This is a genomic window from Caldicellulosiruptor naganoensis (genome assembly GCF_026914285.1).
GTDB classification, from domain to species: domain Bacteria; phylum Bacillota; class Thermoanaerobacteria; order Caldicellulosiruptorales; family Caldicellulosiruptoraceae; genus Caldicellulosiruptor; species Caldicellulosiruptor naganoensis.
In genome coordinates this window covers 1,804,408-1,829,815 of record NZ_CP113864.1, presented here as the reverse complement: position 1 = coordinate 1,829,815, position 25,408 = coordinate 1,804,408, and the positions used below count along the sequence as shown (strand labels likewise).

General features: G+C 33.7%; 24 protein-coding genes and 1 tRNA gene. 22 read left to right on the top strand and 3 right to left on the bottom strand.

All coding sequences use genetic code 11. From position 1 onward, the window contains the following. Positions 1-33 precede the first annotated feature (33 nt). The 6 genes from OTJ99_RS09160 to OTJ99_RS09135 all read left to right on the top strand — a co-directional run bounded on the left by OTJ99_RS09160 (position 34) and on the right by OTJ99_RS09135 (position 7,474). Positions 34-2,640 carry a DEAD/DEAH box helicase gene (locus OTJ99_RS09160; protein WP_235374790.1) on the top strand — a complete coding sequence of 869 codons (2,607 nt, stop codon included), beginning with the start codon at positions 34-36 and terminating at the stop codon, positions 2,638-2,640. A gap of 7 nt (positions 2,641-2,647) precedes the next feature. Beyond that, a complete protein-coding gene (pglZ, locus tag OTJ99_RS09155; RefSeq protein WP_269015330.1) occupies positions 2,648-4,519 on the top strand; it encodes a BREX-3 system phosphatase PglZ in 1,872 nt (623 codons plus the stop codon). Positions 4,520-4,541: 22 nt separating this feature from the next. Next, positions 4,542-5,255 (top strand): hypothetical protein, encoded by a 714-nt coding sequence (locus OTJ99_RS09150; RefSeq protein ID WP_045165713.1) that lies wholly within the window; start codon positions 4,542-4,544, stop codon positions 5,253-5,255. A 224-nt stretch (positions 5,256-5,479) separates the two neighbouring features. Beyond that, positions 5,480-5,956, top strand: a complete 477-nt coding sequence (locus OTJ99_RS09145) for a hypothetical protein (protein ID WP_157841362.1) — start codon at positions 5,480-5,482, stop codon at positions 5,954-5,956. Continuing rightward, positions 5,943-6,230: a hypothetical protein gene (locus tag OTJ99_RS09140; protein WP_045165715.1), complete on the top strand. Its 288-nt coding sequence runs from the start codon at positions 5,943-5,945 to the stop codon at positions 6,228-6,230. Before OTJ99_RS09145 ends, OTJ99_RS09140 begins: the two co-directional genes overlap by 14 nt. Continuing rightward, entirely contained in the window at positions 6,227-7,474 is a 1,248-nt protein-coding gene (locus OTJ99_RS09135; RefSeq protein ID WP_045165716.1) for an HD domain-containing protein, read from the top strand. Before OTJ99_RS09140 ends, OTJ99_RS09135 begins: the two co-directional genes overlap by 4 nt. Before the next feature lie 329 nt (positions 7,475-7,803). Here the strand turns inward: OTJ99_RS09135 and OTJ99_RS13095 are convergent, their stop codons facing one another. Continuing rightward, positions 7,804-7,983: a transposase gene (locus tag OTJ99_RS13095; protein WP_408612537.1), complete on the bottom strand. Its 180-nt coding sequence runs from the start codon at positions 7,981-7,983 to the stop codon at positions 7,804-7,806. A gap of 581 nt (positions 7,984-8,564) precedes the next feature. Here OTJ99_RS13095 and OTJ99_RS09130 point away from each other — a divergent pair. The 8 genes from OTJ99_RS09130 to OTJ99_RS09095 are packed head-to-tail and all read left to right on the top strand — an operon-like array spanning position 8,565 to position 15,845. Continuing rightward, entirely contained in the window at positions 8,565-9,101 is a 537-nt protein-coding gene (locus OTJ99_RS09130; protein WP_052671500.1) for a putative DNA binding domain-containing protein, read from the top strand. 12 nt (positions 9,102-9,113) lie between these two features. Next, positions 9,114-9,527, top strand: coding sequence for an ATP-binding protein (locus tag OTJ99_RS09125; RefSeq protein ID WP_235374791.1), 414 nt, complete (start codon positions 9,114-9,116; stop codon positions 9,525-9,527). A 9-nt stretch (positions 9,528-9,536) separates the two neighbouring features. After that, positions 9,537-10,907: a restriction endonuclease subunit S gene (locus OTJ99_RS09120; RefSeq protein WP_045165717.1), complete on the top strand. Its 1,371-nt coding sequence runs from the start codon at positions 9,537-9,539 to the stop codon at positions 10,905-10,907. Beyond that, positions 10,904-11,194 (top strand): nucleotidyltransferase family protein, encoded by a 291-nt coding sequence (locus OTJ99_RS09115; RefSeq protein WP_011918163.1) that lies wholly within the window; start codon positions 10,904-10,906, stop codon positions 11,192-11,194. The genes OTJ99_RS09120 and OTJ99_RS09115 overlap by 4 nt, the downstream gene beginning before the upstream one ends. After that, positions 11,187-11,534, top strand: coding sequence for a HepT-like ribonuclease domain-containing protein (locus OTJ99_RS09110; RefSeq protein WP_011918162.1), 348 nt, complete (start codon positions 11,187-11,189; stop codon positions 11,532-11,534). The genes OTJ99_RS09115 and OTJ99_RS09110 overlap by 8 nt, the downstream gene beginning before the upstream one ends. A 2-nt stretch (positions 11,535-11,536) precedes the next feature. Next, positions 11,537-14,743: a type I restriction endonuclease subunit R gene (locus OTJ99_RS09105; RefSeq protein ID WP_045165718.1), complete on the top strand. Its 3,207-nt coding sequence runs from the start codon at positions 11,537-11,539 to the stop codon at positions 14,741-14,743. Positions 14,744-14,747: 4 nt separating this feature from the next. Next, positions 14,748-15,422, top strand: a complete 675-nt coding sequence (locus tag OTJ99_RS09100) for a M48 family metallopeptidase (protein WP_045165719.1) — start codon at positions 14,748-14,750, stop codon at positions 15,420-15,422. A gap of 39 nt (positions 15,423-15,461) precedes the next feature. Beyond that, positions 15,462-15,845: a DUF6941 family protein gene (locus tag OTJ99_RS09095; RefSeq protein ID WP_045165720.1), complete on the top strand. Its 384-nt coding sequence runs from the start codon at positions 15,462-15,464 to the stop codon at positions 15,843-15,845. A gap of 129 nt (positions 15,846-15,974) precedes the next feature. On the opposite strand, the gene OTJ99_RS09090 is transcribed toward OTJ99_RS09095, so the two are convergent. Next, positions 15,975-16,051: transfer RNA gene (locus OTJ99_RS09090), tRNA-Arg, on the bottom strand. A 192-nt stretch (positions 16,052-16,243) separates the two neighbouring features. On the opposite strand from OTJ99_RS09090, the gene serS reads away from it, so the two are divergent. Beyond that, positions 16,244-17,506: a serine--tRNA ligase gene (gene serS / locus OTJ99_RS09085; protein ID WP_045165721.1), complete on the top strand. Its 1,263-nt coding sequence runs from the start codon at positions 16,244-16,246 to the stop codon at positions 17,504-17,506. Between the two features lie 36 nt (positions 17,507-17,542). Here serS and OTJ99_RS09080 read toward each other — a convergent pair whose 3' ends face one another. After that, positions 17,543-18,241 (bottom strand): TVP38/TMEM64 family protein, encoded by a 699-nt coding sequence (locus tag OTJ99_RS09080; protein WP_045165722.1) that lies wholly within the window; start codon positions 18,239-18,241, stop codon positions 17,543-17,545. Positions 18,242-18,467: 226 nt separating this feature from the next. Here OTJ99_RS09080 and OTJ99_RS09075 point away from each other — a divergent pair, with 226 nt between their 5' ends. The 7 genes from OTJ99_RS09075 (at position 18,468) to OTJ99_RS09045 (ending at position 25,406) form a co-directional block, all read left to right on the top strand. Next, positions 18,468-19,043, top strand: a complete 576-nt coding sequence (locus OTJ99_RS09075) for a 2-oxoacid:acceptor oxidoreductase family protein (protein WP_045165723.1) — start codon at positions 18,468-18,470, stop codon at positions 19,041-19,043. Further along, positions 19,043-19,342: a 4Fe-4S binding protein gene (locus OTJ99_RS09070; protein ID WP_045165724.1), complete on the top strand. Its 300-nt coding sequence runs from the start codon at positions 19,043-19,045 to the stop codon at positions 19,340-19,342. The genes OTJ99_RS09075 and OTJ99_RS09070 overlap by 1 nt, the downstream gene beginning before the upstream one ends. 31 nt (positions 19,343-19,373) lie before the next feature. After that, complete coding sequence (gene porA, locus OTJ99_RS09065; RefSeq protein WP_045165725.1) at positions 19,374-20,555, top strand: pyruvate ferredoxin oxidoreductase; 1,182 nt, start codon at positions 19,374-19,376, stop codon at positions 20,553-20,555. Positions 20,556-20,572: 17 nt separating this feature from the next. Further along, positions 20,573-21,511, top strand: coding sequence for a thiamine pyrophosphate-dependent enzyme (locus tag OTJ99_RS09060; protein ID WP_045165726.1), 939 nt, complete (start codon positions 20,573-20,575; stop codon positions 21,509-21,511). A 147-nt stretch (positions 21,512-21,658) separates the two neighbouring features. After that, complete coding sequence (gene pheA, locus OTJ99_RS09055; protein ID WP_045165727.1) at positions 21,659-22,471, top strand: prephenate dehydratase; 813 nt, start codon at positions 21,659-21,661, stop codon at positions 22,469-22,471. Between the two features lie 38 nt (positions 22,472-22,509). After that, on the top strand, positions 22,510-23,406 hold the full coding sequence (locus OTJ99_RS09050) for a DUF2232 domain-containing protein (protein WP_269015329.1): 897 nt from the start codon (positions 22,510-22,512) through the stop codon (positions 23,404-23,406). Next, complete coding sequence (locus tag OTJ99_RS09045) at positions 23,403-25,406, top strand: DHH family phosphoesterase (protein WP_045165728.1); 2,004 nt, start codon at positions 23,403-23,405, stop codon at positions 25,404-25,406. Before OTJ99_RS09050 ends, OTJ99_RS09045 begins: the two co-directional genes overlap by 4 nt. Positions 25,407-25,408: the final 2 nt, after the last annotated feature.

Here is a 25,408-nt window from a genome sequence, read left to right as displayed (position 1 = left end):
TATGTAAAAAGCTTAAAAAAGTATGCAAAACTTTTGGATATAAAAGAATTATGGGGTTATAAAATATATGTGGTTTTAGATACATCTTCTAATGTGGTTTACGAAGTAACAGATAAAGACATAGAAGAGAGCGTAAATTTTAATGTGTATGAATTCAAGTATATTTTGAATGCTGCTAAGTTGAAAAATATAATCTCTGGCGGAATACTGTCACCCTTAAGTGGCAGTATTCTGCCATTACCTCACCAAATTTATGCTTTGAAAAGAGCTTTATCCAGCGATAAAGTGAGATTTGTTTTAGCTGATGAGGTAGGTCTTGGTAAAACTATTGAAGCAGGACTAATAATGAAGGAATTGAAACTAAGAGGATTGATAAAAAGAATTCTTATCTTAGCTCCAAAAGGGCTTATATTGCAGTGGCAGGAGGAGATGAAAGAAAAATTTTCTGAGGACTTCAAAATAATCCTACCCCAAGATTTGGATGTTTTAAAGAGAGTATACGATAAAGAAAATATCTGGACCATTTTTGATCAAGTTATATCCTCACATGATTCAGTAAAGCCAATTGAAGGCAGAGTTGGTTGGACAGCTGAGAAAATAGAAGAAGTTAATACTCAGAAATTTTTAAATCTGATTAATGCCAATTGGGATTTGATTATGATTGACGAGGCCCACAGACTTGCTGGAGCAACTTCTAATGTGGCAAGATATAAGCTCGGTAAGGCATTGGCTGTGGCAAGTCCCTATCTCTTGTTGTTAACAGCTACACCTCATCAAGGAAAAAGTGATTCTTTTTTAAGATTAATGAGATTCATAGACCAAGATGCTTTTCCAACAGAAAAAGCTATAACTAAGGAACAAGTCGCACCTTTTATCATAAGAACTGAAAAAAGAGAAGCTATTGACTTTAATGGAAATAAGCTTTTTAAAAATAGATATACAAAACTTGTAAGCATTAAATGGCAAGAGAAACATAGTTTACAAAAATTGTTATATGAAAAAGTAACTGAATATGTTGCAAGGGGTTATAATCAGGCAATCAAAGAGAAAAAAAATTGCATTGGATTTTTGCTTGTTTTGATGCAAAGGCTTGTAACCAGTAGCACAAGAGCAATAAAAGATTATATTGAAAGGCGAATTAAAATTTTAGAAAATCAAGAGTTCCTGAATAAAGATATTGATTTTGAGGAAATTTATGATGCTGCTATGGAATATGCGCAACAGACCTTACTTCAAACTGTAAGTTTTAATGTCAAAAAAGAGATTACGCAACTAAAAGATATACTCTCAGTTGCAAACCAAGCAGAGGCACAATTTATAGATGCAAAAGCGGAAACATTGTTGGATTTAATCTTTAAAATCAGGATGAAGCAAAAGGATTCAAAGTTTTTGATATTTACTGAGTTTATTGAAACTCAAGAATATTTGTATGATATTTTAACAAGTCAGGAGTATAATGTTGTTATATTAAATGGCTCTATGAATATAGAAGAAAGAAAAGAAATATTGTCAAAATTTAGAGAAAATGCAGATATTTTAATTTCAACTGATGCAGGGGGAGAGGGGATAAATCTCCAGTTTTGTAATATAGTCATAAATTATGATATGCCGTGGAATCCTATGAAGATAGAACAAAGAATAGGACGTGTTGATAGAATTGGACAACAAAAAGATGTGTTTGTGTTTAATTTTGTCCTTGAAGACACTGTTGAGAATAGAGTGAGACAAATTTTAGAAGAAAAATTAAAGGTAATATTTGAGGAATTTGGAGTTGACAAAATGGGTGATATACTTGATAGTTTTGAGGCGGGCATAGATTTTACAGAAGTATATATTAAGTCCATATCAAATCCTTCTAATTTGGAAAGATATGTTTATTCCATTGAGAATAAGATAAGAGAAAAAACAGAAATTTTACATAAAATGAAAGATATTCTTAAGGATGAAAAAGTTCTAAGTGTGAATCTGCTTGCAGAGTTGCCTTCAGACAAAGTTGACGAGTATATACGAAAGATGTACCTATATAAAGAAATCTCATTAGGTAATCAAGCAGATATTTTAAATATTTCCGGGGAAACTCTTAGTTTAGAAAATGATAAAATAAAGGAATTATTAAATATTCCGGAATATCCTATTTCAAAAAGAATACCAGTTATTAAACTGGAAAATAACACAATTTATGAAAAAGGTTATTGGTCATTATGGGAAGTTGGCATAAAAAACACTCAACGATATTGCAAAGTATTTCCAGTATTTATTAACTTAGAAGGTGACTATAGACCTGGCACATCTAAAACGGTATGGGATATTTTATTAAAAGAATCTTTTGAGTTTTCTCAAGATATTGATATAGATGAAACTTTATTGAAAAAGACAAAAATTACAGCTATTGAATTAGCATATAACCATTTTAGTGAAATGAGAAAAGAATATATAAAGCAGATAAACAAAGAAATGGAAAAATTTAAGATAGCATTTTCTTTGAAAAAAGAAGCTGCACTGAGTTTAGGCATTGAAAATATAAAAAGGCATAGATTACAACAGATTGAGAAGGAAGAAACCGCTGTATTTGAGAGATTATCCGCACTTCAGGAGATAATACCTTACTTAAAATTACTGTATATGGCGTATGTGGAGTGATATAAGCATGATAGAGGATGTAATATGGGAAAAAATAAATTCAAGTTTGTATGATTTCTTGCTGGTTTATGATTTTGACAAACTTTTATTTAATTTTAATATGATATCTAAAATTTTCGATGAAGGTTATGAAGTATTCATTTACAAGGACATTGAGGAGTATAGGATTTTTTATGAAACAAAAATAAGAGATATGAATAAAAAGGTTGTTTTAATTGTAACTGAGAAAGTTTATCTTCCCTGGGATGTTAAGCAAGATTATCATGAGGTTTGGATAAGATTAAAAGATTTATTTTTTAACCTTGATGTTGATGTTATAAAGCAGATTGATGTTGAATATTTCGACGTTATATACCAGAAGATGAAAAGTTTAAACAGAGTTTTGAACTATGAGGAAACATGTAATTTTATTTTGAGGTATGTTTATAATATTGATATATCGGTTATAAACAATCTTCAAGACTTAATAAAACAGTTGCTGAGGCTTTACTTTAAAGGAACTGAACTTCCTCAAATTTTCTCAGATTTCATAAAGAATAAGTTAGTATTTCTACCCACTGAGATTAGTTGTATTTTAGACTCGAAGAGTAAGTTTTTTAAATTTTTCCAGACAGAGTTTGATAAATTTGTAGTTAAAGATAAATATGATAAAATGGATAAAGAAACTTATATTGACTTTTTGGACCCCGAAATTAGCGTCTATTTAGACGATTTAATTAGGGACAACATTATAAAACTGACTAAGCCAACTGAATTAAATAGTAGCCTACCAATAAAACAATTAGGTTTGGTGTTTAAACTAAAATCTCAAGGAGAGGAATACGAAAATTTAAGAAGTAGACTTAAGAAATTGTTATGTGAAATTAAAAGTTATAAAGACTGGTTTGAAGTAGCAGAAATATTTGGCGGCATAATAAATTTGTGCTGTATTTCGAATAATGATGAATACGAGACATTGAGTCAAGAAATCAATGTAAAGTTTAAAGACTGGCTGTTTGAAAATTATGGTAAACTTTCCTATTTATCATATTCAAATGGACCTATTATGGTGCATCATATCCAGCCATATATAATTACTCTTTTGAAAAAGGAAAATAAAAATAAAATGGCTTTTATTTTAGTTGATGGTATGTCTGAATTTAATTGGACAATAATTAAAGAATATTTAGAAAAAATGGATTTAAGAATTGAAAAGAAATCTTGTTTTGCCTGGATACCCACGATAACTTCTATTTCAAGACAATCTATATTTTCAGCAGAGCCTCCTTTGAGATTTAAAACTACTATGTTTTCAACAAACTATGATGAGAAACATTTTAAAAGATTTTTTGTGAATAGTGGTTACAATGAGAAAGAAATAGCTTTTATTAGGAGTATAAAAACATTTGAAGAGGAGAACTTAAGGCGTGCTTTAGAAGAAGATTACAAAGTGCTTTGCGTTGTAGTAGATGCGATAGATGAGTTTGTCCATGGGCAAATTTTTAATTACAAGGGATTACAAAATCAGATAAACTTTTATATGTCTGAAGGGTATTTACAAAAATTTTTAGAGGAACTTTTCAAAAAAAATTATGAAGTATTTATAGCTTCGGATCACGGCAATGTATTAACAGTTGGACAAGGTAATGTTAGAGAAGGAGTGTATATTGACACTCTTTCTAATAGGGTAAAAATATATCCTAAGGATATTCCAATAGAATATCCGCCAGGAATTAAAATCATCAAATGGGGCGGAATTGGGCTGCCTGATGAGTATAATTATGTTGTATCTGATGATAATCTATCATTTCATGATAAGGGAAAGACAATTTTGACTCATGGGGGAATATCAATAGAAGAAGTGATTGTACCTTTTGTTAGGATAATGCCGTCATTATAAGTAGCAGAAAGGATGAAATTTTGTGAAGGCAATAGGCTTTTTAAAACCGGTTCGAGTTGAATGGTTGAACATAACTGTTGAAGAACTTATCAAAGGAAAAGAGAAGAATGAAATCAGGGATGTATTAAAGAGAATTGTGTCGAACTATTATAAAAGTGAGGATACAATAAGAAAAATATTAGCAATATTAATGAGCACATGGGTAAATGCCCCAGAAAAAAATATGTGTTTAAGAGATAGGGGAGTTGATTTATTTAAAATAGCGAACCCAGACGAAAAAATTGCGTTGCATTTTGGTATGCTGATGGTTACTTATCCAATATTCAATGATGTTGTCTTTATTATTGGAAAAGCTTTTTATCTCGAAAATAGATTTAAGCTGGAATATCTAAAGAAGAGAATATTTGAAAAGTGGGGCGAAAGAGAAACTCTAAGATTTTCAATTGATAAAATAATAAAAACTCTCAAGGATTGGGAACTGATTGTTAGTAAAAATTCTGGTGTATATGAACCAGGTACAAAAGTGACAATTACTAATAAAGATATAAAAGCATTTTTGATTGCTTGTTATTTAAAGGCAAATGGGAGAAGTTATATTGACATCGATGAAATTGAAAATTTATATTCTTTTTTTCCGTTCAACATAAGCGTTAACTTAAATGAACTGATGAATGTAGATAGTTTGAATGTAAATAAAATTGATTCTGTAATAACAGTTGCTGTAAATAAGTTGTAAGAAGATATATTATATAAATGTAGTGGATTATATGCGCAGAAATATCTAGCATACAAGTTTAAGTTAACTAAACCAAAAATGATAAGTATGAACGATGCTGTGTATTATATGAATAAAATTCAAATGTTTGTTATCATAATTACAAAATATAAAATGGAGGTGATATAATGTTTAGCACACCTACTTTATATAAAATAATTGTGTCGTTATTAGGGCCTGAGGTGTTGGAAAAATATGAAATGGATTACAATTCAAGATTGTTAATTCAAAAAGCAATCTATTTGTTACAAGAGCTTATTGGTAAAGAATTATACAACTTTAGCTGGTATCTTGCGGGACCCTATTCACCGTTATTGTCCCGACAAGTTTTTAACGAGATTTTAACGAATTTAGAGGAAGTTAAAAAGGAAGCAGAAAATGTCCGATTTACAGAAAAAGGGGAAAAGTTTATTAAAAAAGTTAAGGAATTTTTTGAAATGGAAGGTGATCAGCTCGAACACTTAAATTTGACTAAGGCTGACTGGTATGAGCTTTTAGCATCGATGTATTATTTATATAAGAGAGGTCAAATAGACAGCAAGGAAGATTTAAAAAGAGCGATAAAAGTAAATAAGAAAAGATTTAATGAAGAGCAAATATGTTTTTCCATAGAAGAATTTTACAAAAGAGTTCAGGGGATCGATGAAAATGGAAAAATTTAAAGAAAACGTAATAAGCATATATGACAACTTGTATGGCTATATAAAATTTGAAAAAGAGATCTATGAAAATATAATAAATAATCCATATTTTTTGCGACTCCACAGTATACGACAGATGGGGTTGACAAGTTATGTTTTTCCTGACGCTCTTCATACAAGGTTTTCTCATTCAATAGGTGTATACAACATAGTAAAGAAAATAATTAATTCCCAAGAAAAAATTATTCTGGTGTATATAACCTTGATGAAAAAGATAAGCTCTATATTGAAATGAGTGCCTTGCTGCATGATATTGGTCATTTTCCGCTTTCTCATACACTGGAAACTGCTTTGAAAAAATTTTATGAAAAATTCGAATTAAAAAAAGATGAAAATATAGAAAAAGAGATAGTTACCACATCTGTAAAAGACAATATTAATCATTTGAAGAATAGGGATAAAATTAAGACGTTCCAGAGTGACACTAAATTACATGAAGAAATGGCAGAGTATGTAATTTTCTTTACTTCCATAGGGGAAGAACTTAAAAAATTAGGCTTGGATATAGCTCGAATTGTTGGGGGAATTAAAGGTGAAACGAGTGGAATAGGTGATGTAGAACCAAAAGATCAAATCTCGACATTGACGAGAAATTTAATACATTCTCAGTTAGATGCAGATAGAATTGATTATTTGTTAAGAGATGCTGTTTTTTCTGGCGTTTGCTCGGGAATATTTGATCTTGATAAATTGTTAGAAGAAATTAGATATAATGAGGAAGGAAAATATGGGGTAAATATACCAGGCATCAGGGTAGTTGAACAATTTTTTCTTTCAAGATATGCAGCTTACTCTCAAGTGGTTTTTAATAGAAAAGTTCATGCATGGGAATTTATGGCGTCAGATTTTTATTATCGTCTTCTTGAAATGAAAATTAATGGTGAGTTACCGAAGACGATAGAAATATATAGTTTTGAAGAGTTAAAAAATTTGTTAAAAACTGAACCTGTCAAATTTTTGAATTTTACTGACCACTTTTTCTTTAAAATTGTCGAAAACGTTCTTGATTGTAATTTGCCTGATTATACAGTAAATATGTATGCAAAACTTATCAATGAAAGAAAACCTTTGAAAATAGTATATGTTGTGGAAGAACTATGCAATAATAAGGAAGAATTTGAAGAAAAATTTAATAATTCTATAGTATCATATTTTAGAAATGAAGAAAACAAAAGAAAGTTAGCAGAAAAAGCAGGGGTAAAACCAGAAGATATATTAATAGATGAAAAACCATTAAAGGTAACGATATTCGAAAGAGGGAAAGATCCTATTGCAGTTTTCAATAAAAACAAGGTTGTTTACAATAATATCTCAGATTGTGAATTTTCGATATTAAAGTTATTCGCGGAGAAAGTGTTATATATTGATAGAATATTTACATTTGATGAAGATAAACAACGAAAGATTCAGGGTTGCCTCAAAAATGTGTTACCTCCACAATTGCAAAAAGAGTTTAAAGATTACTTGATTAGCAGTTAATTAAATCTTCAAAAGCTTTCATCGAATTATGTTTGTTTGCTTTGGCAAAGAAGGTCTAAATGCGAAGATTTTTTGCCTTCCAAATCGATATTGACAACAACGTACCAAATAGTTTGTTGGGCCTTAGAATTATCCTTGATTTCACAATAGGAGCTATCTATTTATCAGTACAAAGGCTTTTGGGGCAAATCACAGTGTGTGAAGAGTTGAGGTTCGTTTTTTTGTTGTTAATTTCACCGTCAGAGTAAGGCAATTTGAAATGTTGAAGAAGATTGGAGTAGCAAACTTTCACAGTGAACATTAGCAACTAAGGACATAAGCAAGTCGGTTTAAGATGAGTCATCTCTTTTATAAGGCTGTATTAGGGCATGATGACAGAATTTGCTAACTTTTGTATGAGGAATTGAAAGTTCAAGACTACGTACTTGGGTAGTAAGCAAACGCTCATAAAATCCATTACATTTATCATTTTGATTTTTATCAATGTAAATTCTTTGTTCTGATAGCATAATGGAATTTATCAAATGTTCTAAATACTTGCTTCAAAGGAACTATCTTAAGAGCAGTACATATTCAAATTTGTTGGATTACCATATTCTTTGGTGTTTAAAAGAATGGTGTATTTTTCTATTGCAGTAAACCACTTCAGCTTTTAATAAATACACTAGAAACAATTTTATTTTAGCAGCCTTTTATGAATGAGTAGGTGAAAGATTTAAATTCAAAGGACAGTGACGAGGCAAGAATAGAAACAAAAAATGGGAAGAGTTGCTTGATAAGATTTCTCAAGAAGAAAAGGAAATTAAAAAGATGGGAAGTAAAATAACTAAAAAGCGAAGAGAACTTGAAAATAAAATAGAAGAAAAGATTGAATCATTGACCGAGTAGGAAACAAAGGAGCTATTACTTGAAAAGTTCTTTGAATTTATTGGCAATTAAATGAATAATTATCTAAATGCAGAAAAGAAAGAACTTGTAAAAATTTTTGAAAAACTATGGGACAAGTATCGTGTTTCATTAAATGAACATTTAAAAGAGTGAGAAGAAACTGTCAATAAGTTAAGCAAATTTTTGGAGGAACTCGGATATTATGAGAGAGTCTAAACAAATTTCGTGGGAGTCATTACCTTCTGAGGCAGGCGTTGACGAAGTAGACATCGAAACAATAGAAAGGTTTAAAAGGATGGCAAAGAAAAGATTGCCCGAAATATCCGAAGAAGATTCCATCGAAAAGATTCTCAAAAACCTTGAACTTGTAAAAGAGGATAAACTTACAAATGCAGGATTGTTGCTTTTTGGTAAAAAACCTCAAAAGTATATCCACGGTGCAGGTGCCCGTGTTGGAAGATTTAAAACTCCAACCATCATACTTGATACCATTGATGTTAGTGGAAATCTTTTCAAACAGCTTGATGGATTAATGGAAGCTATTAAAAAACATTTGAATGTTCGATTTGAAATAAAAGGGATAGAAAGAGAAGATATATGGGATTATCCTCTTGAAGCTATAAGAGAGGCAGTAATAAATGCATTAATTCATAGGGATTATTTAAGCCTTGCGGACATTCAAATAAAGATTTATGATAATAAAATTTGGTTTTTCAATCCGGGTAAGCTTCCAGAATAAATAACAATTGAGATGCTAAAACAAGATCATGGATCAATACCACGCAACAGGCATATTGCTTATGTATTTTTCCTCGCAGGATTGATTGAAAAATGGGGAAGTGGTACAAAAAGAATGGTTGAACTTTGCAGGGAAGCAGGACTGCCAGAACCTGAGTTTAAAGAAGAAGGCGGTTTTGTGGTCGAATTTTATAAAGACATATACACAGAAGAGTATTTAGCCAAGCTTGGGTTAAATGAAAGGCAGATAAAGGCAGTTATGTATGTAAGGGAGAAAGGAAGAATCACGAATAAGGAATATCAAGAGATCAACAAAGTTTCAAAAAAGACTGCAAGTAGAGATTTTGAAGAACTTGTTAAAAAAGATGTACTTAAAAAAGTAGGAATAACAGGAAAGGGAACTTACTATTCATTAAAAGATCTCTAAAGGGGTCAAATGGCTCACGATGGGGTCATAAAGGGGTCAAATGGAGGTAATGTGAAAGTGGCTAATAATGCAGAGTTTCCAAAAGAATGGACAATAGTGTCTCTTGAAAGAGATTGTGTTTTAATATCGGGTCTAAGGCCAAAAGGTGGTGCTTCAGATGAAGGAATACCAAGTTTAGGGGGAGAACATATAACTTTAGATGGTAGGATAAATTTTTCAGATGTAAATGCCAAATATATCCCTGAGAAATTTTTTAAAATTATGACAAAGGGAAAAACAGAGGAAAATGATATACTTATAAATAAGGATGGTGCCAACACTGGAAAAGTTGCAATGTTAAAAAAGAAGTTTTATAAGGATATAGCTATTAATGAACACCTTTTTATTCTCAGGAGCAAAAAATTATTCGTTCAACAATATTTATTTTACTGGCTTTTTTCACGTTTTGGTCAAAAACAAATAACAGATAGAATAACAGGATCTGCTCAACCCGGTTTATCGTCAACTTTTATTAAAAATTTTTTAGTACCAAGGACTCCTCTCCCCGAACAACGCAAAATCGCTGAAATACTTGAGACAATTGACAGTGCAATTGAGAAGACTGACGCCATTATAGAAAAATACAAACGCATAAAGCAAGGTTTGATGCAAGATTTGCTTACTAAAGGAGTGGTAAATGAGGGTGAGGGTGAAAGTGAGAGGTGGAGGTTGAGAGATGAGAATATTGATAAATTCAAGGATTCACCGCTTGGGAGGATTCCAGAGGAGTGGGAAGTGGTAAAGCTTTTAGATGTAAGTAATAAAATAATAGATGGTACACATTATACACCTACGTATACTGAGGACGGGGTCCCGTTTCTTAGAGTTATTGATATCCAACAGCAAAATATAGATTTAGATAGCGTTATGAAAATTAAATATGAAGAGGATAAATTTCTTGCGAAAAGATGTTTGCCTGAGTATGGAGATATTTTGTATTCTAAGAATGGTACAATTGGAATATCTAAATTGGTAGACTGGAAATGGGGATTTAGCATATTTGTAAGTTTGTGTCTTATTAAACCTAAACACGAAAAAGTGTTTAATATATTTCTTAAATATTTTCTTGATTCAGATTGGGTTAAAAAACAAATAATATTAAGGGCTAAACAGTTATCAGTGACTAATTTACATTTAGAAGAAATAAGAGAATTTATAATTTCCCTTCCCCACCTCTCCGAACAGCAACGCATAGCTTCAATTTTATCTCAAATAGATGAAGCCATAGAAAAAGAGCAAGCCTATAAGGAAAAACTTGAAAGAATCAAAAAAGGCTTAATGGAAGATTTGCTAACAGGCAAAGTCAGGGTAAACCACCTTATTGAGGAGGAAGAAAAATGAACAGTGATATACAAGTAATTCTACAAGAACGTAAAAATTATTTAGTGGAAAAGTTCGGAGTAATTGAAATTGCTATCTTTGGCTCCTATGCAAGAGGCGAACAAAGAAAAGATAGTGATGTAGATATCATTGTTGATTTTAAAGAGGGTTACAAAACATTCGATAATTATATGAATTTGAAATTCTACCTTGAAGAACTTTTTGGTAAAAAGGTTGACCTTGTGATTAAATCAGCTATAAATCCACGTCTAAAACCTTTCATAATGGAGGAAGCAGTATATGTCTAAAAAGCGTATACTAAAAGTAATTCTTGAAGACATCATTGAAGAGATTGACCGCATTAAAAAGTTTACACAAGGGATTGAAAAATACAACAATTTTGTTGAAAATGAACTGGTTTTTTATGCAGTTTTAAAAGCTCTTGAAAATATTGGTGAAGCTGTTAAGCAGATTCCGGATGATAAAAGAGAACTTTATCCAATAGAATGGAAGAAAATCGCTGGTTTAAGAGATATTCTTATTCATGAGTATTTCGGAATAGATGCTGAAATAATCTGGGAGGTTATCAAAAAGAAGCTGCCGGAACTAGAAAAGGCAGTAAAATTCCTTCTTGAAAAGGAGAGTTAAAAATGTTTTACAAACTTGACGAAGAACATTATGTTGAAAATCTATTCCTCTTTCAGCTTCAAAGGCTTGGATGGAAGATTTATAAGCAGAACAAAGATAACCCTGAGGATATAAAAGAAATAATATCGTTCACTTCTTCATTAGAAGCTGAATATGGTGAAAGCCAAAAATTTAGAGAAAGCTTTAAAGAAGTAATCCTTGAGGGAGTTTTAAGGGAGTCTTTAAAGAGAATAAACCCATGGATAGAAGATGACCAAATAAGTGAAGTTGTTCGAAGAATTACAACACCACAGTCAAACTCTCTTTTAGAGGCAAATAAAGAAATCCACGACTTGCTTTTAGAGAACACCTCAGTTTCTGAAAATAGAAAAACAGGAGAAAAAAGCCCAACTGTTAAGTTTATTGATTTTAAAAATCCGGACAATAATTCATTCATTGCTATATCACAGTTTAAAGTGAATATAACGGGGACTGAAAAACATATTATTCCCGATATAGTTCTTTTTGTAAATGGTTTGCCTCTTGTGGTGGTTGAATGCAAATCTCCAGCAGTTGCTGACCCAATTTCTGAAGCAATTACTCAGCTTATGCGCTATTGTAACAGACGTGGCACAATTGAGGGAAATGAAAAGCTTTTCTGGTATAACCTCTTTATGGTTGCTACCTCGAATCAGGTTGCAAAGTATGGCACAATAACCTCAGAGTATGAGCACTTTGTTGAGTGGAAAGACCCTTATCCTTTTTCGCTGTCAAGCGTAAATCCACATGGAAATGTAACAAGCCAGCAGGTTTTGATTCATGGCATGCTTTCAAAAGAAAACCTTCTTGATCTGCTTCACACATTCACCATCTTTAAAGAAGATCCAAAGAGCAAAATGATAAAGGTTGTTGCAAGATATCAGCAATTTAGAGCAGTAAAGAAGATGATAAAAAGGCTAAAAGAAGGCAAAACACCAGACGCAAGAGGAGGAATTGTTTGGCATACACAAGGCTCCGGTAAATCTTTGACAATGATGTTTATGGTTCGAGAGCTTTATCACAATCCTGAGTTTGGAAACTACAAAGTTGTTTTTGTCACAGATAGAAGAGATCTTGAAAAGCAGTTAAATGAAACATCAAGAAGTGTTGGATTTACTGTTAAGTTAGCAAGAAGCATTCAGGAACTTAAAGAACTTTTAAAAACTGACACACCCGAACTTGTCATGGCTATGGTTCATAAATTTCAAGAGAGGGAATTAAAAGGAGAATTTCCTGTCCTTAATACATCACCTAATATTCTGATAATGATAGATGAAGCACACAGAACACAATACAAACTGCTGGGTGCAAATTTAAGAAAAGCTCTTCCAAATGCAACAAAAATAGCATTTACAGGTACACCTATAGAAAAGACCGAGATGACATTTGGCGATTACATAGACAAGTACAGCATAAAGCAGGCAGTTGAAGATGGTGTGACTGTTGAGATTGTATATGAAGGAAGAGTCCATAGCGCAGAGCTTACCGATGAAGAGGCAGCAAATGCAAAGTTTGAAGATGTTTTCAAAGACGCTGATAAAGATACAAAAAGAATGATAATGGGAAGATTCACATGGAGAGCATATCTTGAAGCTGAAGAGGTAATCCGCGACAAAGCCAGAGATATGATAGAGCACTATATAACTCATATATTCCCAAATGGATTTAAAGCTCAAGTTGTTACAGTGTCACGTCTTGCTGCAATAAGATATAAAGCACTTGAAGAGGCTCTCAAAGAAAAAATTTCTGAATTAGAAAAAGAAAATAACTCAAAAATAGATTTAGAAACATTGAAAAAGTTAGAGGTTGGTGTGGTTATTTCAGGAGCTCAGAATGACCCACCTGAGTATCGTCCTTATACTGACCCCAATGAGCACGAAAGGATAATCAAAAGTTTTAAACTTCCATTTGACAAAGTGGATGAAAATGGTATCAGTGGCAATGTTGGCATTTTGGTTGTTCAAAATATGCTAATAACTGGTTTTGATGCACCTGTTGAGCAGGTTATGTATCTTGATAATGTGATAAAAGGACATAACTTGCTGCAAGCTATTGCAAGAGTAAACAGAGTTTATAAAAATAAGTCTTGTGGTTTTGTTGTAGATTATGTAGGTGTTTTGAAACATTTAAAAGAGGCCCTGGCTATTTACGCAGATGAAGATATTGAGGAAATTTCAGAGGTTGTAAAGAACAAAGCAAAAAGCATTGATGAGCTAAAGTATGTTCACAATCTTATTGAAGAATTTTTTGAAAAATATGGCATTAGAAACTGGCGCCAGAATGTAGATGAATGTATTGACATTCTTGTTGATGAGCAGGTCAGAGATGAATTTATAGCTCTTGTGAGATGGTTTAACCGTTGTATGGACGAGGTTCTTCCTGACCCTGCAGCACTAAGATACCTTACTGACTTGAAAATTCTTGCCTTCATAAAAGAATCCGCGCGAAATAGATACAGAGATGACAAGCTGAGTATAAAAGATGCAAGCAATAAAATAAGAGAAATTGTGGAAGAATACCTGATTTCTCAGGGAATAGATCCCAAAGTACCACCTACTCCACTTTTTGAAGACAAATTCCTTGAAAAACTTCACAAAAAATCAAGCAAGGCAAAAGCTCAAGAGCTACAGCATGCGATAATTGAGTATATTGATGAGCATTGGGAAGAAGACTCAGAACTTTATGAGAGGTTTTCAGATAGACTAAAGAGGTTACTTCAAGAATACAAAGAAAATTGGGACGCTCAATGTATTGAATTAGAAAAATTAAGAGAAGAGTTGAAAAAAGGAAGAGAAGCAGAACAGACTTATGGGCTTGACCCTAAGAAAGAAATGCCATTTTTTGGGTTATTAAAAGACCAAATATTTGGGAAAAAACCTGTAAGTGAACTTTCTGAGAGCGAAATAGATTTTCTTGTTAGCACAACAAGAGATTTGGTAGAATTAATAAGCAGAGAGGTTCAAGCGGTTGATTTTTGGGAAAGTGCAACAAAACAAAGAAAGTTGAAATTCTTTATAATTTCGCACTTGCTTGAAAAAATATCACCTGCTATGTATGAAAACAACCATGATGGAGTTAAAACAGAAACTGCAGTTTATATCTCTAATTCTTCCGGTCAAAATATATTCAACAAGAGAAATGAAATTGCTCAAAGACTTTTAGAACTTGCTTATCATCATTTTAGGGAGTGATATTATGCTAGACATTAAAATTGAAAAAATCATACGCTCAAATAGAAAAACCATAGCTTTGCAAATGACAGAAAATAGCACACTCATAGTCAAAGCTCCGATCAATGTGGATGAAAAAACAATATGGGATGTTATTCAAAAACATAGAAAGTGGATTGACAAGAGAAAGAAAGAGATAGAAGCAAGAGATCCCAAAACCTTGCCAAAAGAATTTGTCAGCGGAGAGGGATTTTTATACCTTGGCAGGTATTATAAACTGCACATAGTTGAAAACCAAGATGTCCCGCTCAAATTCGAAAATGGGTTTTATCTCTCAAGAAGTGCTTTGCCAGAAGCAAAGAATGTATTCATAGATTGGTATAAAAAAGCTGCCTATGAGAAGATTCTTGAGAGAGTAAACTGGTGGGCTCAAAAAAGAGGTTTTAAATACAACAAAGTAAATATAACAAATGCACAGAGAAGATGGGGTTCTTGTTTTGCAAAGGGTAACTTGAACTTTTCTTGGCGGCTTATTATGGCACCACTGTCTGTAATAGACTATGTGGTTGTTCATGAGCTTGTCCATCTTGAAGAGAAAAATCATGGAAAAAATTTTTGGACAAAGGTAAAACTGCTCATGCCTGATTACAAGAAACATGAAGACTGGCTGAAGAAGAATGGGTATTTGTTAAATCTTTAAAAGTTTTCAAATTGCATATGGATTGGAGGGATTTTGAATATGGCAAAAGTTGGTTGGGGACATTTTTGCGATTATGCTTTCTTCGATCAAGGAGGTAAAGTCTGTCTGATAGGAATTTTTAAATATATTTTAGCTCAACATGTACCTGTTCAACACACAAGGTGTGCCTTTGTATTCCAGGTACTGGGCGAACCTAATGAAAATGTAAAAATTGAATTAAGACTAATGCGACCTGATAGCAGAGAACCGCTCTTAAATTTACAGCATCCTGGTTTTGTTTTAAGCCCTGAGGGTGAGGCAATACATGTTATAGGTCTTGATAATCTGCTATTGCCAGATTATGGGCCTTATGAAATGGAAGTATTTTTGAACAATACATATGAAGCTGGTTTCATTTTTGAAGTTCGTCGAACCTGCCAATAAGTTTTTAATTATCTATTTTTTGTTGGGAAGGAAATTCAAGATTCAAACACTTCTTTTTCAAATTTAATTAAAAAAATTCATAGTTGATTTGGTATGTGTTAGATTTGAAATACAGAAGAGTTAATTTTTTGGTGCGCCCGAGAGGACTCGAACCTCCGGCACATGGTTTAGGAAACCATTGCTCTATCCTACTGAGCTACGGGCGCACAACATTTTTGCAAACAATATAATACAACATTTTAAGGCTATTGTAAAGATCCTTGAGACAAAAATCAAGGTAGCTTGGAAAGAGGCACAAAGATATTTACAATCTCTGAAAATACTGATAAGATAAAATGTATACAGTTTGTCAATTTTCGTTGCTAGAAAATTACAATCATAAAGGAGAGGCGAGCGTAATGCTTGATTTAAAATATATAAGGGCAAACCCAGAAAAGGTACAAGAAGGGCTTAGTAAGAGAAACAAAGACATTTCAATTGCACCCATTTTAGAGCTTGATGAAAGAAGAAGAAAGCTTTTGGCTGAGGTTGAAAGCCTGAAAGCTCTACAGAATCAAAAATCAAAAGAGGTCCCAAAGCTCAAAAAGGAAGGAAAAGATGTTACAGATCTTATGAATGAGCTAAAAGATCTATCTGATAAAATTAAAGAATTAGATAGCAAGGTCAAAGAGGTTGAAGATGAGATAGAAAAGATTTTGCTCACAATCCCAAACATTCCTCATGAGTCTGTACCAGTTGGCAAAGATGATACAGAAAATGTTGAAGTAAGGCGCTGGGGTGATGTAAGAGTTCCTGATTTTGAGGTAAAACCTCACTGGGAGATTGGGATAAGTCTTGGAATTTTGGACTTTGAAAGAGCATCAAAGGTATCGGGTAGCCGTTTTACATTTTACAGAGGACTTGGTGCAAGGTTAGAAAGAGCCTTAATCAACTTCATGCTTGACCTTCACATTGAAAAGCATGGATATACTGAGCTATTTCCACCTTTTTTGGTTGCGCGAAAATCTATGATAGGCACAGGACAGCTTCCAAAATTTGAAGAGGATGCATTTAAGACAACAGATGATTACTTTTTGATACCAACAGCAGAAGTTCCTGTTACAAACTACCACAGAGAAGAGATACTCAAAGAAGAAGACTTGCCAATAAAATATGTTGCCTACTCAGCATGTTTTAGGGCAGAAGCTGGTGCTGCTGGCAAAGACACAAGAGGGCTTATTCGACAGCATCAGTTTAACAAGGTTGAGCTTGTGAAGTTTGCAAAACCAGAAGATTCTTATGATGAGCTTGAAAAGCTTACAGCCGATGCTGAGGATGTGCTAAAGCACTTAGGATTACCATACAGGGTTGTTTTGCTTTGCTCAGGTGATTTGGGATTTTCGTCTGCAAAGACGTACGACATTGAAGTTTGGATGCCAAGTTACGGAAGGTATGTTGAAATTTCATCTTGTTCTAATTTTGAAAGCTATCAAGCAAGAAGAGCAAATATCAGGTTTAGAAGAAAAGATGGAAAGCTCGACTTTGTCCACACATTAAATGGCTCAGGTCTTGCAGTGGGCAGAACTGTTGCAGCAATACTTGAAAACTTCCAGCAAAAGGACGGGAGTGTAGTTGTGCCTGAGGTTTTAAGAAAGTACATGGGCACAGACATTATAAAGTAGAAAAACAAAAAAGGTAGCAGCTTTTTAAAAAGGCTGCTACCTTTTTTTATGAACAAGAGAAGATATCTTTTTTATAATTTTTTCATGGTAAACAAGACCGATTATGAAAAGAACAATTGCCACAACTGCAACTGCAATTGCAACTTCATAATTTTTCTTTTCTAAATTGCTGCCAAAATAAGATGAAAAGAAAATTCCAGGGAATCTTGCAATGGCTGTTATTATGAAGAAATTAATAGGTTTAATTGGAGAAAGTCCAGCAATGTACACCAGTATATCTTTTGGTATTCCGGGAATTAAAAATAGAAGAAATATTACTGACTCAATTTTTGGCGAGTTTATTACAAAGTAAAATTTTTCCAAACTTTTCTCTGATACGACTTTTTTGATTAAGTTATATCCTAAAAGTCGGGAAAGATAAAAAACTATTACTGAACCGATCATTATCCCAGTGAGTGAGTAAAAAGTGCCCGCAAAAGTTCCGTAGATATATCCACCAGAGACCTGAATAGCTTCACCTGGAATAACCGACACTACAACTTGCAGAACCTGGAAAAGTATAAAAACCAGTACGCCCCACTTTCCATAAGAAAGTACCCAATCTCTGAATTTGCTTGGGCTTGATGTGAGTGCTATTATTTGTTTTGAATACTTTGCTGCTACAAAAACAATTATAGTTGTGAAAAGCAATATTGCAATGGCGTTCAGCACAATTTTGATATTTTTGCTCTTCACTTTTTCCCTCCAAAAGCTTTCTTGTTAAGTTTTCAGTCAACAATAACTATAACCTAAATGCAAAAACAAATCAAGCTATATAACAAATAATTACAATTATGGTGTATTCAAAAATATGTTGATTTTTTAACATTCAAAATATATAATAGAAGGGTAGTATCGATTATTGACTCTCTTGATAATTCAAATAAAAGACTGTAACGTTTTAAAAAAGGGAGGTACGAACATGGGCAAGATGATTGAGATAAGATGGCACGGAAGAGGTGGACAGGGTGCCAAGACAGCGTCTTTGCTTTTAGCAGAGGCAGCTTTCAACACAGGAAAGTATGTTCAAGGATTTCCTGAGTATGGTCCTGAGCGAATGGGTGCTCCAATTACAGCTTACAACAGAATAAGCGATGAGAGAATTACAATCCATAGCAACATCTATGAACCAGACTATGTTGTAGTTGTTGACGAGACTCTCATTGGCAGTGTTGATGTAACAAAAGGACTCAAAAAAGACGGAGCAATCATTGTAAACACTTCAAAGTCTCCTGAAGAAGTAAAGAAACTACTTGGGAATTTTGATGGAAAGGTTTACACAATTGACGCAAGAAAGATTTCTATGGAGTGTTTAGGTAAATACTTTCCAAATATCCCAGTACTTGGTGCTGTTATTAAGGTGACAGGTATTATTCCTGAAAATGAGGCTATTAAAGACATGGAAGAGTCACTCAAGCACAAGTTTGCAACAAAGCCAGATGTGATTGAAGGTAACATGAAGGCGTTTGTAAGAGGAATGCAGGAGGTGCAAGGATAATGAGAAAGATGAATATAACAGAAGAGGTTACATGGAAGGAAATAACACCAGGTGGTGTGATTATTGACCCAGGCAACGCAGAAGACTTCAAAACAGGCGACTGGAGAACAATGAGACCTGTTTGGCATGAAGACAAATGCAAACAGTGCCTATTTTGCTTCTATGTTTGTCCCGATTCATCCATAAAGGTTGAAAATGGCAAGATGGTTGGCGTTGATTATGATCACTGCAAAGGATGTGGTGTTTGTACAGAAGTTTGCCCATTTAAAGCTTTTGATTTTGTAGAAGAACAGAAATAAGAATTTTGAATTTGAGGAGGGGAAACTACAGATGGCTATCCGTGATAGACTTTCTGGTAACGAAGCTGTAGCGTATGCTATGAGACAAATAAATCCTGATGTTGTTGCCGCGTTTCCAATTACACCTTCAACTGAGGTACCACAGTATTTTTCTCAGTTTGTTGCAAATGGTGAGGTTGACACAGAGTTTGTTGCTGTTGAATCTGAGCACAGTGCAATGAGTGCTTGCATTGGTGCAGCGGCAGCTGGGGCTCGAACAATGACAGCAACATCATCACAAGGCTTAGCTCTTATGTGGGAGATGCTTTATATTGCAGCTTCAATGAGACTTCCGATAGTAATGGCAGTTATAAATAGAGCACTTTCTGGTCCTATCAATATTCACAATGACCATTCAGACTCAATGGGTGCAAGAGACAGTGGATGGATTCAAATTTATTGCGAAAACAATCAAGAGGCATATGACTCTTTAATTCAAGCAATAAGAATTGCAGAGCACAAAGATGTTAGACTTCCTGTTATGGTATGTTACGATGGGTTTATCACAAGCCATGCAGTTGAGAATATAGAACTTTTAGAAGATGAGGTTGTAAGAAACTTCATTGGTGAGTACAACCCTGAGTATTATCTTTTGAATGAGAAAAATCCAATTTCAATGGGTCCGTTGGACTTGCCCCCATACTACTTTGAACACAAAAGACAGCAAGCAGAAGCTATGAGAAATGCAAAAAAGGTTGTTTTAGAGGTAGCTGAAGAGTTTGCAAAGATAAGTGGAAGAAAGTATGGACTTTTCGAGGCATATAAGCTTGATGATGCAGAGGTTGCAATTGTTGTTATGAACTCAACAGCAGGGACTGCTAAAGCTGTTGTTGACGAGTACAGAAGCAAAGGATACAAAGTAGGCTTGCTTAAGCCAAGACTTTTCAGACCATTCCCAGTGGTTGAAATTGTTGATGCTTTAAAGCACCTCAAGGCAATAGCAGTCATGGACAAAGCAGATGGCTTTAATGCTGCGGGCGGACCACTGTTTACTGAGATCACAAGTGCCCTTTATGGAAGGGCTGACGGTATCAAAGCTATCAACTATATCTATGGTCTTGGCGGAAGAGATGTTAGAACTGACGATATTGCTAAGATATATAATAGACTTCTTGACATTGTCAAGACAGGCAATGTCGGGGAAGTTTACAACTACATTGGTGTAAGAGAATAAGGAGGTGTGCTTTTAAAATGGCATACAATATCAAAGAGCTTGCTGCAAGACCTGAAAGGTTTACAGGCGGGCACAGGATGTGTGCAGGATGTGGTGCACCTGTTGCTGTAAGAGCAATTTTAAGAGCTTTAAAGCCAGAGGATAGAGCAGTTATTAGTGTTGCAACAGGTTGTTTGGAGGTTTCAAGCTGTATTTATCCATACACAGCATGGAAGGATTCATTTATCCACAGTGCATTTGAAAACGCTGCGGCAACAATTGCCGGGGCTGAGGCAGCATACAGGGTTTTGAAGAAAAAAGGGAAAGTTCAAGGGGAATTCAAATTCATTGCTTTTGGAGGAGACGGTGGAACATACGATATTGGCTTGCAGGCACTTTCTGGTGCAATGGAAAGAGGACATAACATGGTATATGTCTGCTATGACAACGGTGCATATATGAACACAGGTATTCAAAGATCATCTGCAACACCACTTTATGCTGATACAACAACATCACCACAAGGCAAGGTTTTACCAGGTAAGATGCAGCCAAGAAAAGACCTTACAGAGGTTATGGTTGCGCATGGTATACCATATGTTGCACAGACAGCTTTCATCACACCAAACCTCAAAGACTTAATTGAAAAGGCTGAAAAGGCACTTTACACAGATGGGCCAGCATTTTTAAATGTTTTGGCTCCGTGTCCAAGAGGTTGGAGATATGAGACATCAAAATTAATTGAGATTTCAAAGTTAGCAGTTGATACATGTTTCTGGCCACTTTATGAGGTTGTAAACGGTCAGTACAGACTCACATACAAGCCAAAAGAAAAGCTTCCTGTTGTTGAGTTCTTAAAGACACAGGGAAGATTCAGACATCTGTTCAAGAAAGGAAATGAGCATCTAATTGAGCAGATTCAGCAGGAAGTTGATAGAAGATGGGAAAGACTTTTAGAGCTTTGTGGTGAGAAGTAAAGTTGATATAGAAAAATATTTTCAAAGAAGGTTCTTTGGCTGGGAATTAACTGGTCAAAGAACCTTTTTTGTTAACTTTATTTTGAGCCTTTAATACTTCACAAATCAATGTTAAAATATATAAAAAGCATGATTTGAGGTGAAAAGGTGAAAGTTGCTTACTTAGGACCAGTTGGCTCATATTCTTATGAAGCTGCAAAAGGATTCATAAAAAATGGAAATATTAATCTTATACCGTGTGATACAATAGATGATGTATTTGAGATTGTCACTGAGGATGAAAAAGTGTACGGAGTTGTCCCTGTTGAAAATTCCATTGAAGGAAGTGTATCAACCACCCTTGACAATCTTTTGAAGGCAGATGTTTATATCATAAAAGAAATAGTTTTAAAAGTTGAACATTACCTTTGTTGCAAAGAAACTCCAAAAAAAATAAACTCGATTGCCTCGCATCCGCAGGCATTTTCACAATGTCATGACTATCTTCGCAAGTACTACAAAGGAGCAGAGCTGATACAAGTAAACAGTACATCCTATGCAGCAAAGATGTGTGCAGAAGGCAAAGTCGATGCTGCTATTTGCTCTACTTTTGCAGCAATGCAAAATAACCTGCAGATTATAGATGGACCAATAAATCACGATAACAACTATACAAGATTTTTTGTGCTAAACAAGCAACCTAATTTTGAGAGAGGAGAAAAGAACAAAACATCAATAATATTCTCAACGTATGATAGACCGGGAAGTTTATACAAGATATTGGCTATATTTAATTTGTATGATTTAAATTTGACCAAAATAGAGTCAAGACCGGCAAAGACAAGTCTTGGCGAGTATGTTTTTTTTGTTGACATTGATGGGTTTATAGATGAAGAGGATGTGAGCGATGCTTTGAAAGTTGTGCAGCGAAAGTCTGCATTTTATAAGCTTCTTGGGTCTTATTCGGTAATTAGAGAGTGAAATAAAAAATGAGGATGGATGAGAGGAGTATAAAAAAATTGGCAAAAGAGTTTTTATTTATTAGTATTTTTGCTCTGCTTCAATTTGTATTATTTTTATCACAGTTTAATCCTCTGCTGCTACTTTTATTTGTTCCTTTATATACTTTATTTTCCAGAGAAAATTTTATCCCAAGGGTTATAATCTCATATATCATTGCAAGTATTGGACTTATGTTGATAAGTAAAGCTCCAATAACGTTTATGTATCTTTTGATTATCTACATTGTACCGGTTACAGTTTATATTGTTTTGAAATACGTTAGGAGCTATATATTGGATATTTTAACTCTTGCAGTTGGGTTCTTGATATATCTGGTTTTTACAATAAAAGCAATCAAAAGTTTGTATAGGATTGACGTTATAAATGAAATGATTTTGTTATTAAAGAAAATGCTTGAGGGATATTTTCAAGCTTTAAATGAAGATGTTTTGCTTGATAAGTTTGCTGAATTTTTAAAACTCATGGTACCAAGTTTTGTCATAGTAGTAGCAATTACACTTGGTTTTATTGCCTACTATATTGTAAAATGGACTGCAAAGAGGTTAAAAATTGAAAAGGATTTCTTAAGCTTTGAAAATCTATTTATGCCAAAAGAAGTTACAATGGGTGTTATTATATTTTATATACTTTCCTTTTTCCTGACACAGGTAAGTCTATTATCAATTGTTGTAAGCAACATGATAATAATTCTTTCATGGCTTCTTTTTTTCCAGTCCCTTTCTTTAATATATGCAATTGTTTTTGAGAAGATTTCTTTACCATTTTTAAGAAGCTGGATTATGATTGTTATTGTTATTTTTAGTCTTCAATTTTTACCGATAATGTTTTTAATCGGATTTTTAGATTTAGTGTTTGATTTTAAGAAAAGAGGACCAAAGAAGGTGAAATTGTGAAAGATAAAAAGGTACATTTTAAATTTGATTTTTCTGTATCTCAAGCAGGATTTGTACTTTCTTTCATTTTCAATTTAGTAATTTTATACTATAACCTTCAAATTGGCATCATTTGCTTTTCACTATTTATCTTACTTGCTGCTTATAATATAAGAATAAACATAAAGAAAAACAGACAGCTTTTGGAGTTTATAGAAACGCTTACTCTAAATATCGACACTGCATCAAAAGACACCCTTTTAAAATTTCCTTTGCCTATACTAATTACAGAGTACAATGGAGATATTATATGGTACAATCAGAAGTTTTTGGAAACATCAAAAAACAAGAGGCTAATTGGCAAGAACCTTAAAGATGAGTTTCCTGAGCTTTATCGAGCAATTTTAGAGAACAAAACAAAGGTTGAGAAGTTTGAATATCAGAGTTCTTTTTTTAATGTCTTTATTACCCTTGTTGAAGTAGAGGGAAGTAAAAATGAAAAAAGATATTTGAACCTCTTCTACTTTATAGACATAACTGAGCATGTTAAACTTCAGAAGACTTTTGAACTTCAAAATGTGGTTTTTGGATATTTGATGATTGACAACTATGATGATGTTCTGAATTCTGCACCTGAAGTTTCAAAGTCAAACATTGCATCTGAGATTGAAAGGCGGGTCATGGACTGGTTTTACAACCAGATAAGGTCTGATGTGTTTTTGATGAAATATGAAAGAGACAAGTACCTTTTCATCTGTAATACAGAAGCGTTTTACAAGATGCAAGAAAGAAGATTTAGTATACTTGATCAGATAAAAGAGGTAAACTTGTATAATAGAATAATTCCTACAATCAGCTGTGGTATTGGTATAAGAGATGACTCTATATTCCAAGCTCAAAAGGATGCGAAAACGGCGCTGGACATGGCACTTTCACGTGGCGGCGACCAGCTTGTGATTTTCCACAATGGAAAGTTTGAATTTTATGGCGGGAAGACAAAAGAGCATGAGAAGCGCTCTAAAGTGCGTTCACGTGTGATGGCACAAACCATAAAGGAGATTATAAAGCACTCTGACAAGGTTTTTATCATGGGCCATCAGTATTTTGACTTGGACTGCTTGGGTGCATCAGTTGGTCTTGCGAAACTTTGCTTAAATTTAAACAAGGAGACATATATTGTTATAAATTCTTTTAACCCAACTATAAAGGATTTCGTTGAAATGCTAAAATCAGATTCTCAATATGAAAACATGATAATTGACGAGCAAAAGGCGCTCAAGCTAAAGACAAAAAATTCACTTTTGTTTGTTGTTGATACGCAGAGGATAAGTTATGTTGATATGCCAAATATGATTTTGAGTTTTGAGAAGATAATTGTAATTGATCATCACAGAAGAGCAGCTGACTGGATTGAACAAGCTCTCATTTGCTATTCAGAGACATATGCATCGTCTGTATCAGAGCTCGTTGCTGAGCTTTTGAGTTATGAAGGAATAAAGCTCAAAAAAGTTGAGGCAGAAATTATGCTTGCTGGTATTATGATTGACACGCGAGGGTTTACCAAAAATGTAGGTGTTAGGACATTTGAGGTTGCGACATACCTGCGAGAAAACGAGGCAATGCCTGAGAATATAAAGGAATATCTAAAAGAGGACTTGGAAGACTACATTTTAAAGCACCAGCTTATATCAAATGCACAGGTACTTTATGGAAATATTGCTGTTGTCATTGATTATTCACAAGCCTGCAAGAATAATGTTATAATAGCAAAGGTAGCAGATGAACTTTTGAATATTAAAGGGATTGATGCATCTTTTGTGGTCTGCAAAATAGAAAACACGCTATTAATTAGCGGCCGGTCGAACGGCAAGATAAATGTGCAGCTAATTTTAGAAAAGATAGGTGGCGGTGGGCATCTGGAGACAGCGGGGTGCAAACTTGAAAATGTCAGTTTGGATGATGCAAAAAATATGCTTTTTAAAGCAATAGATGAATACATTGTGGAAAATCAAAAAACTTAAAA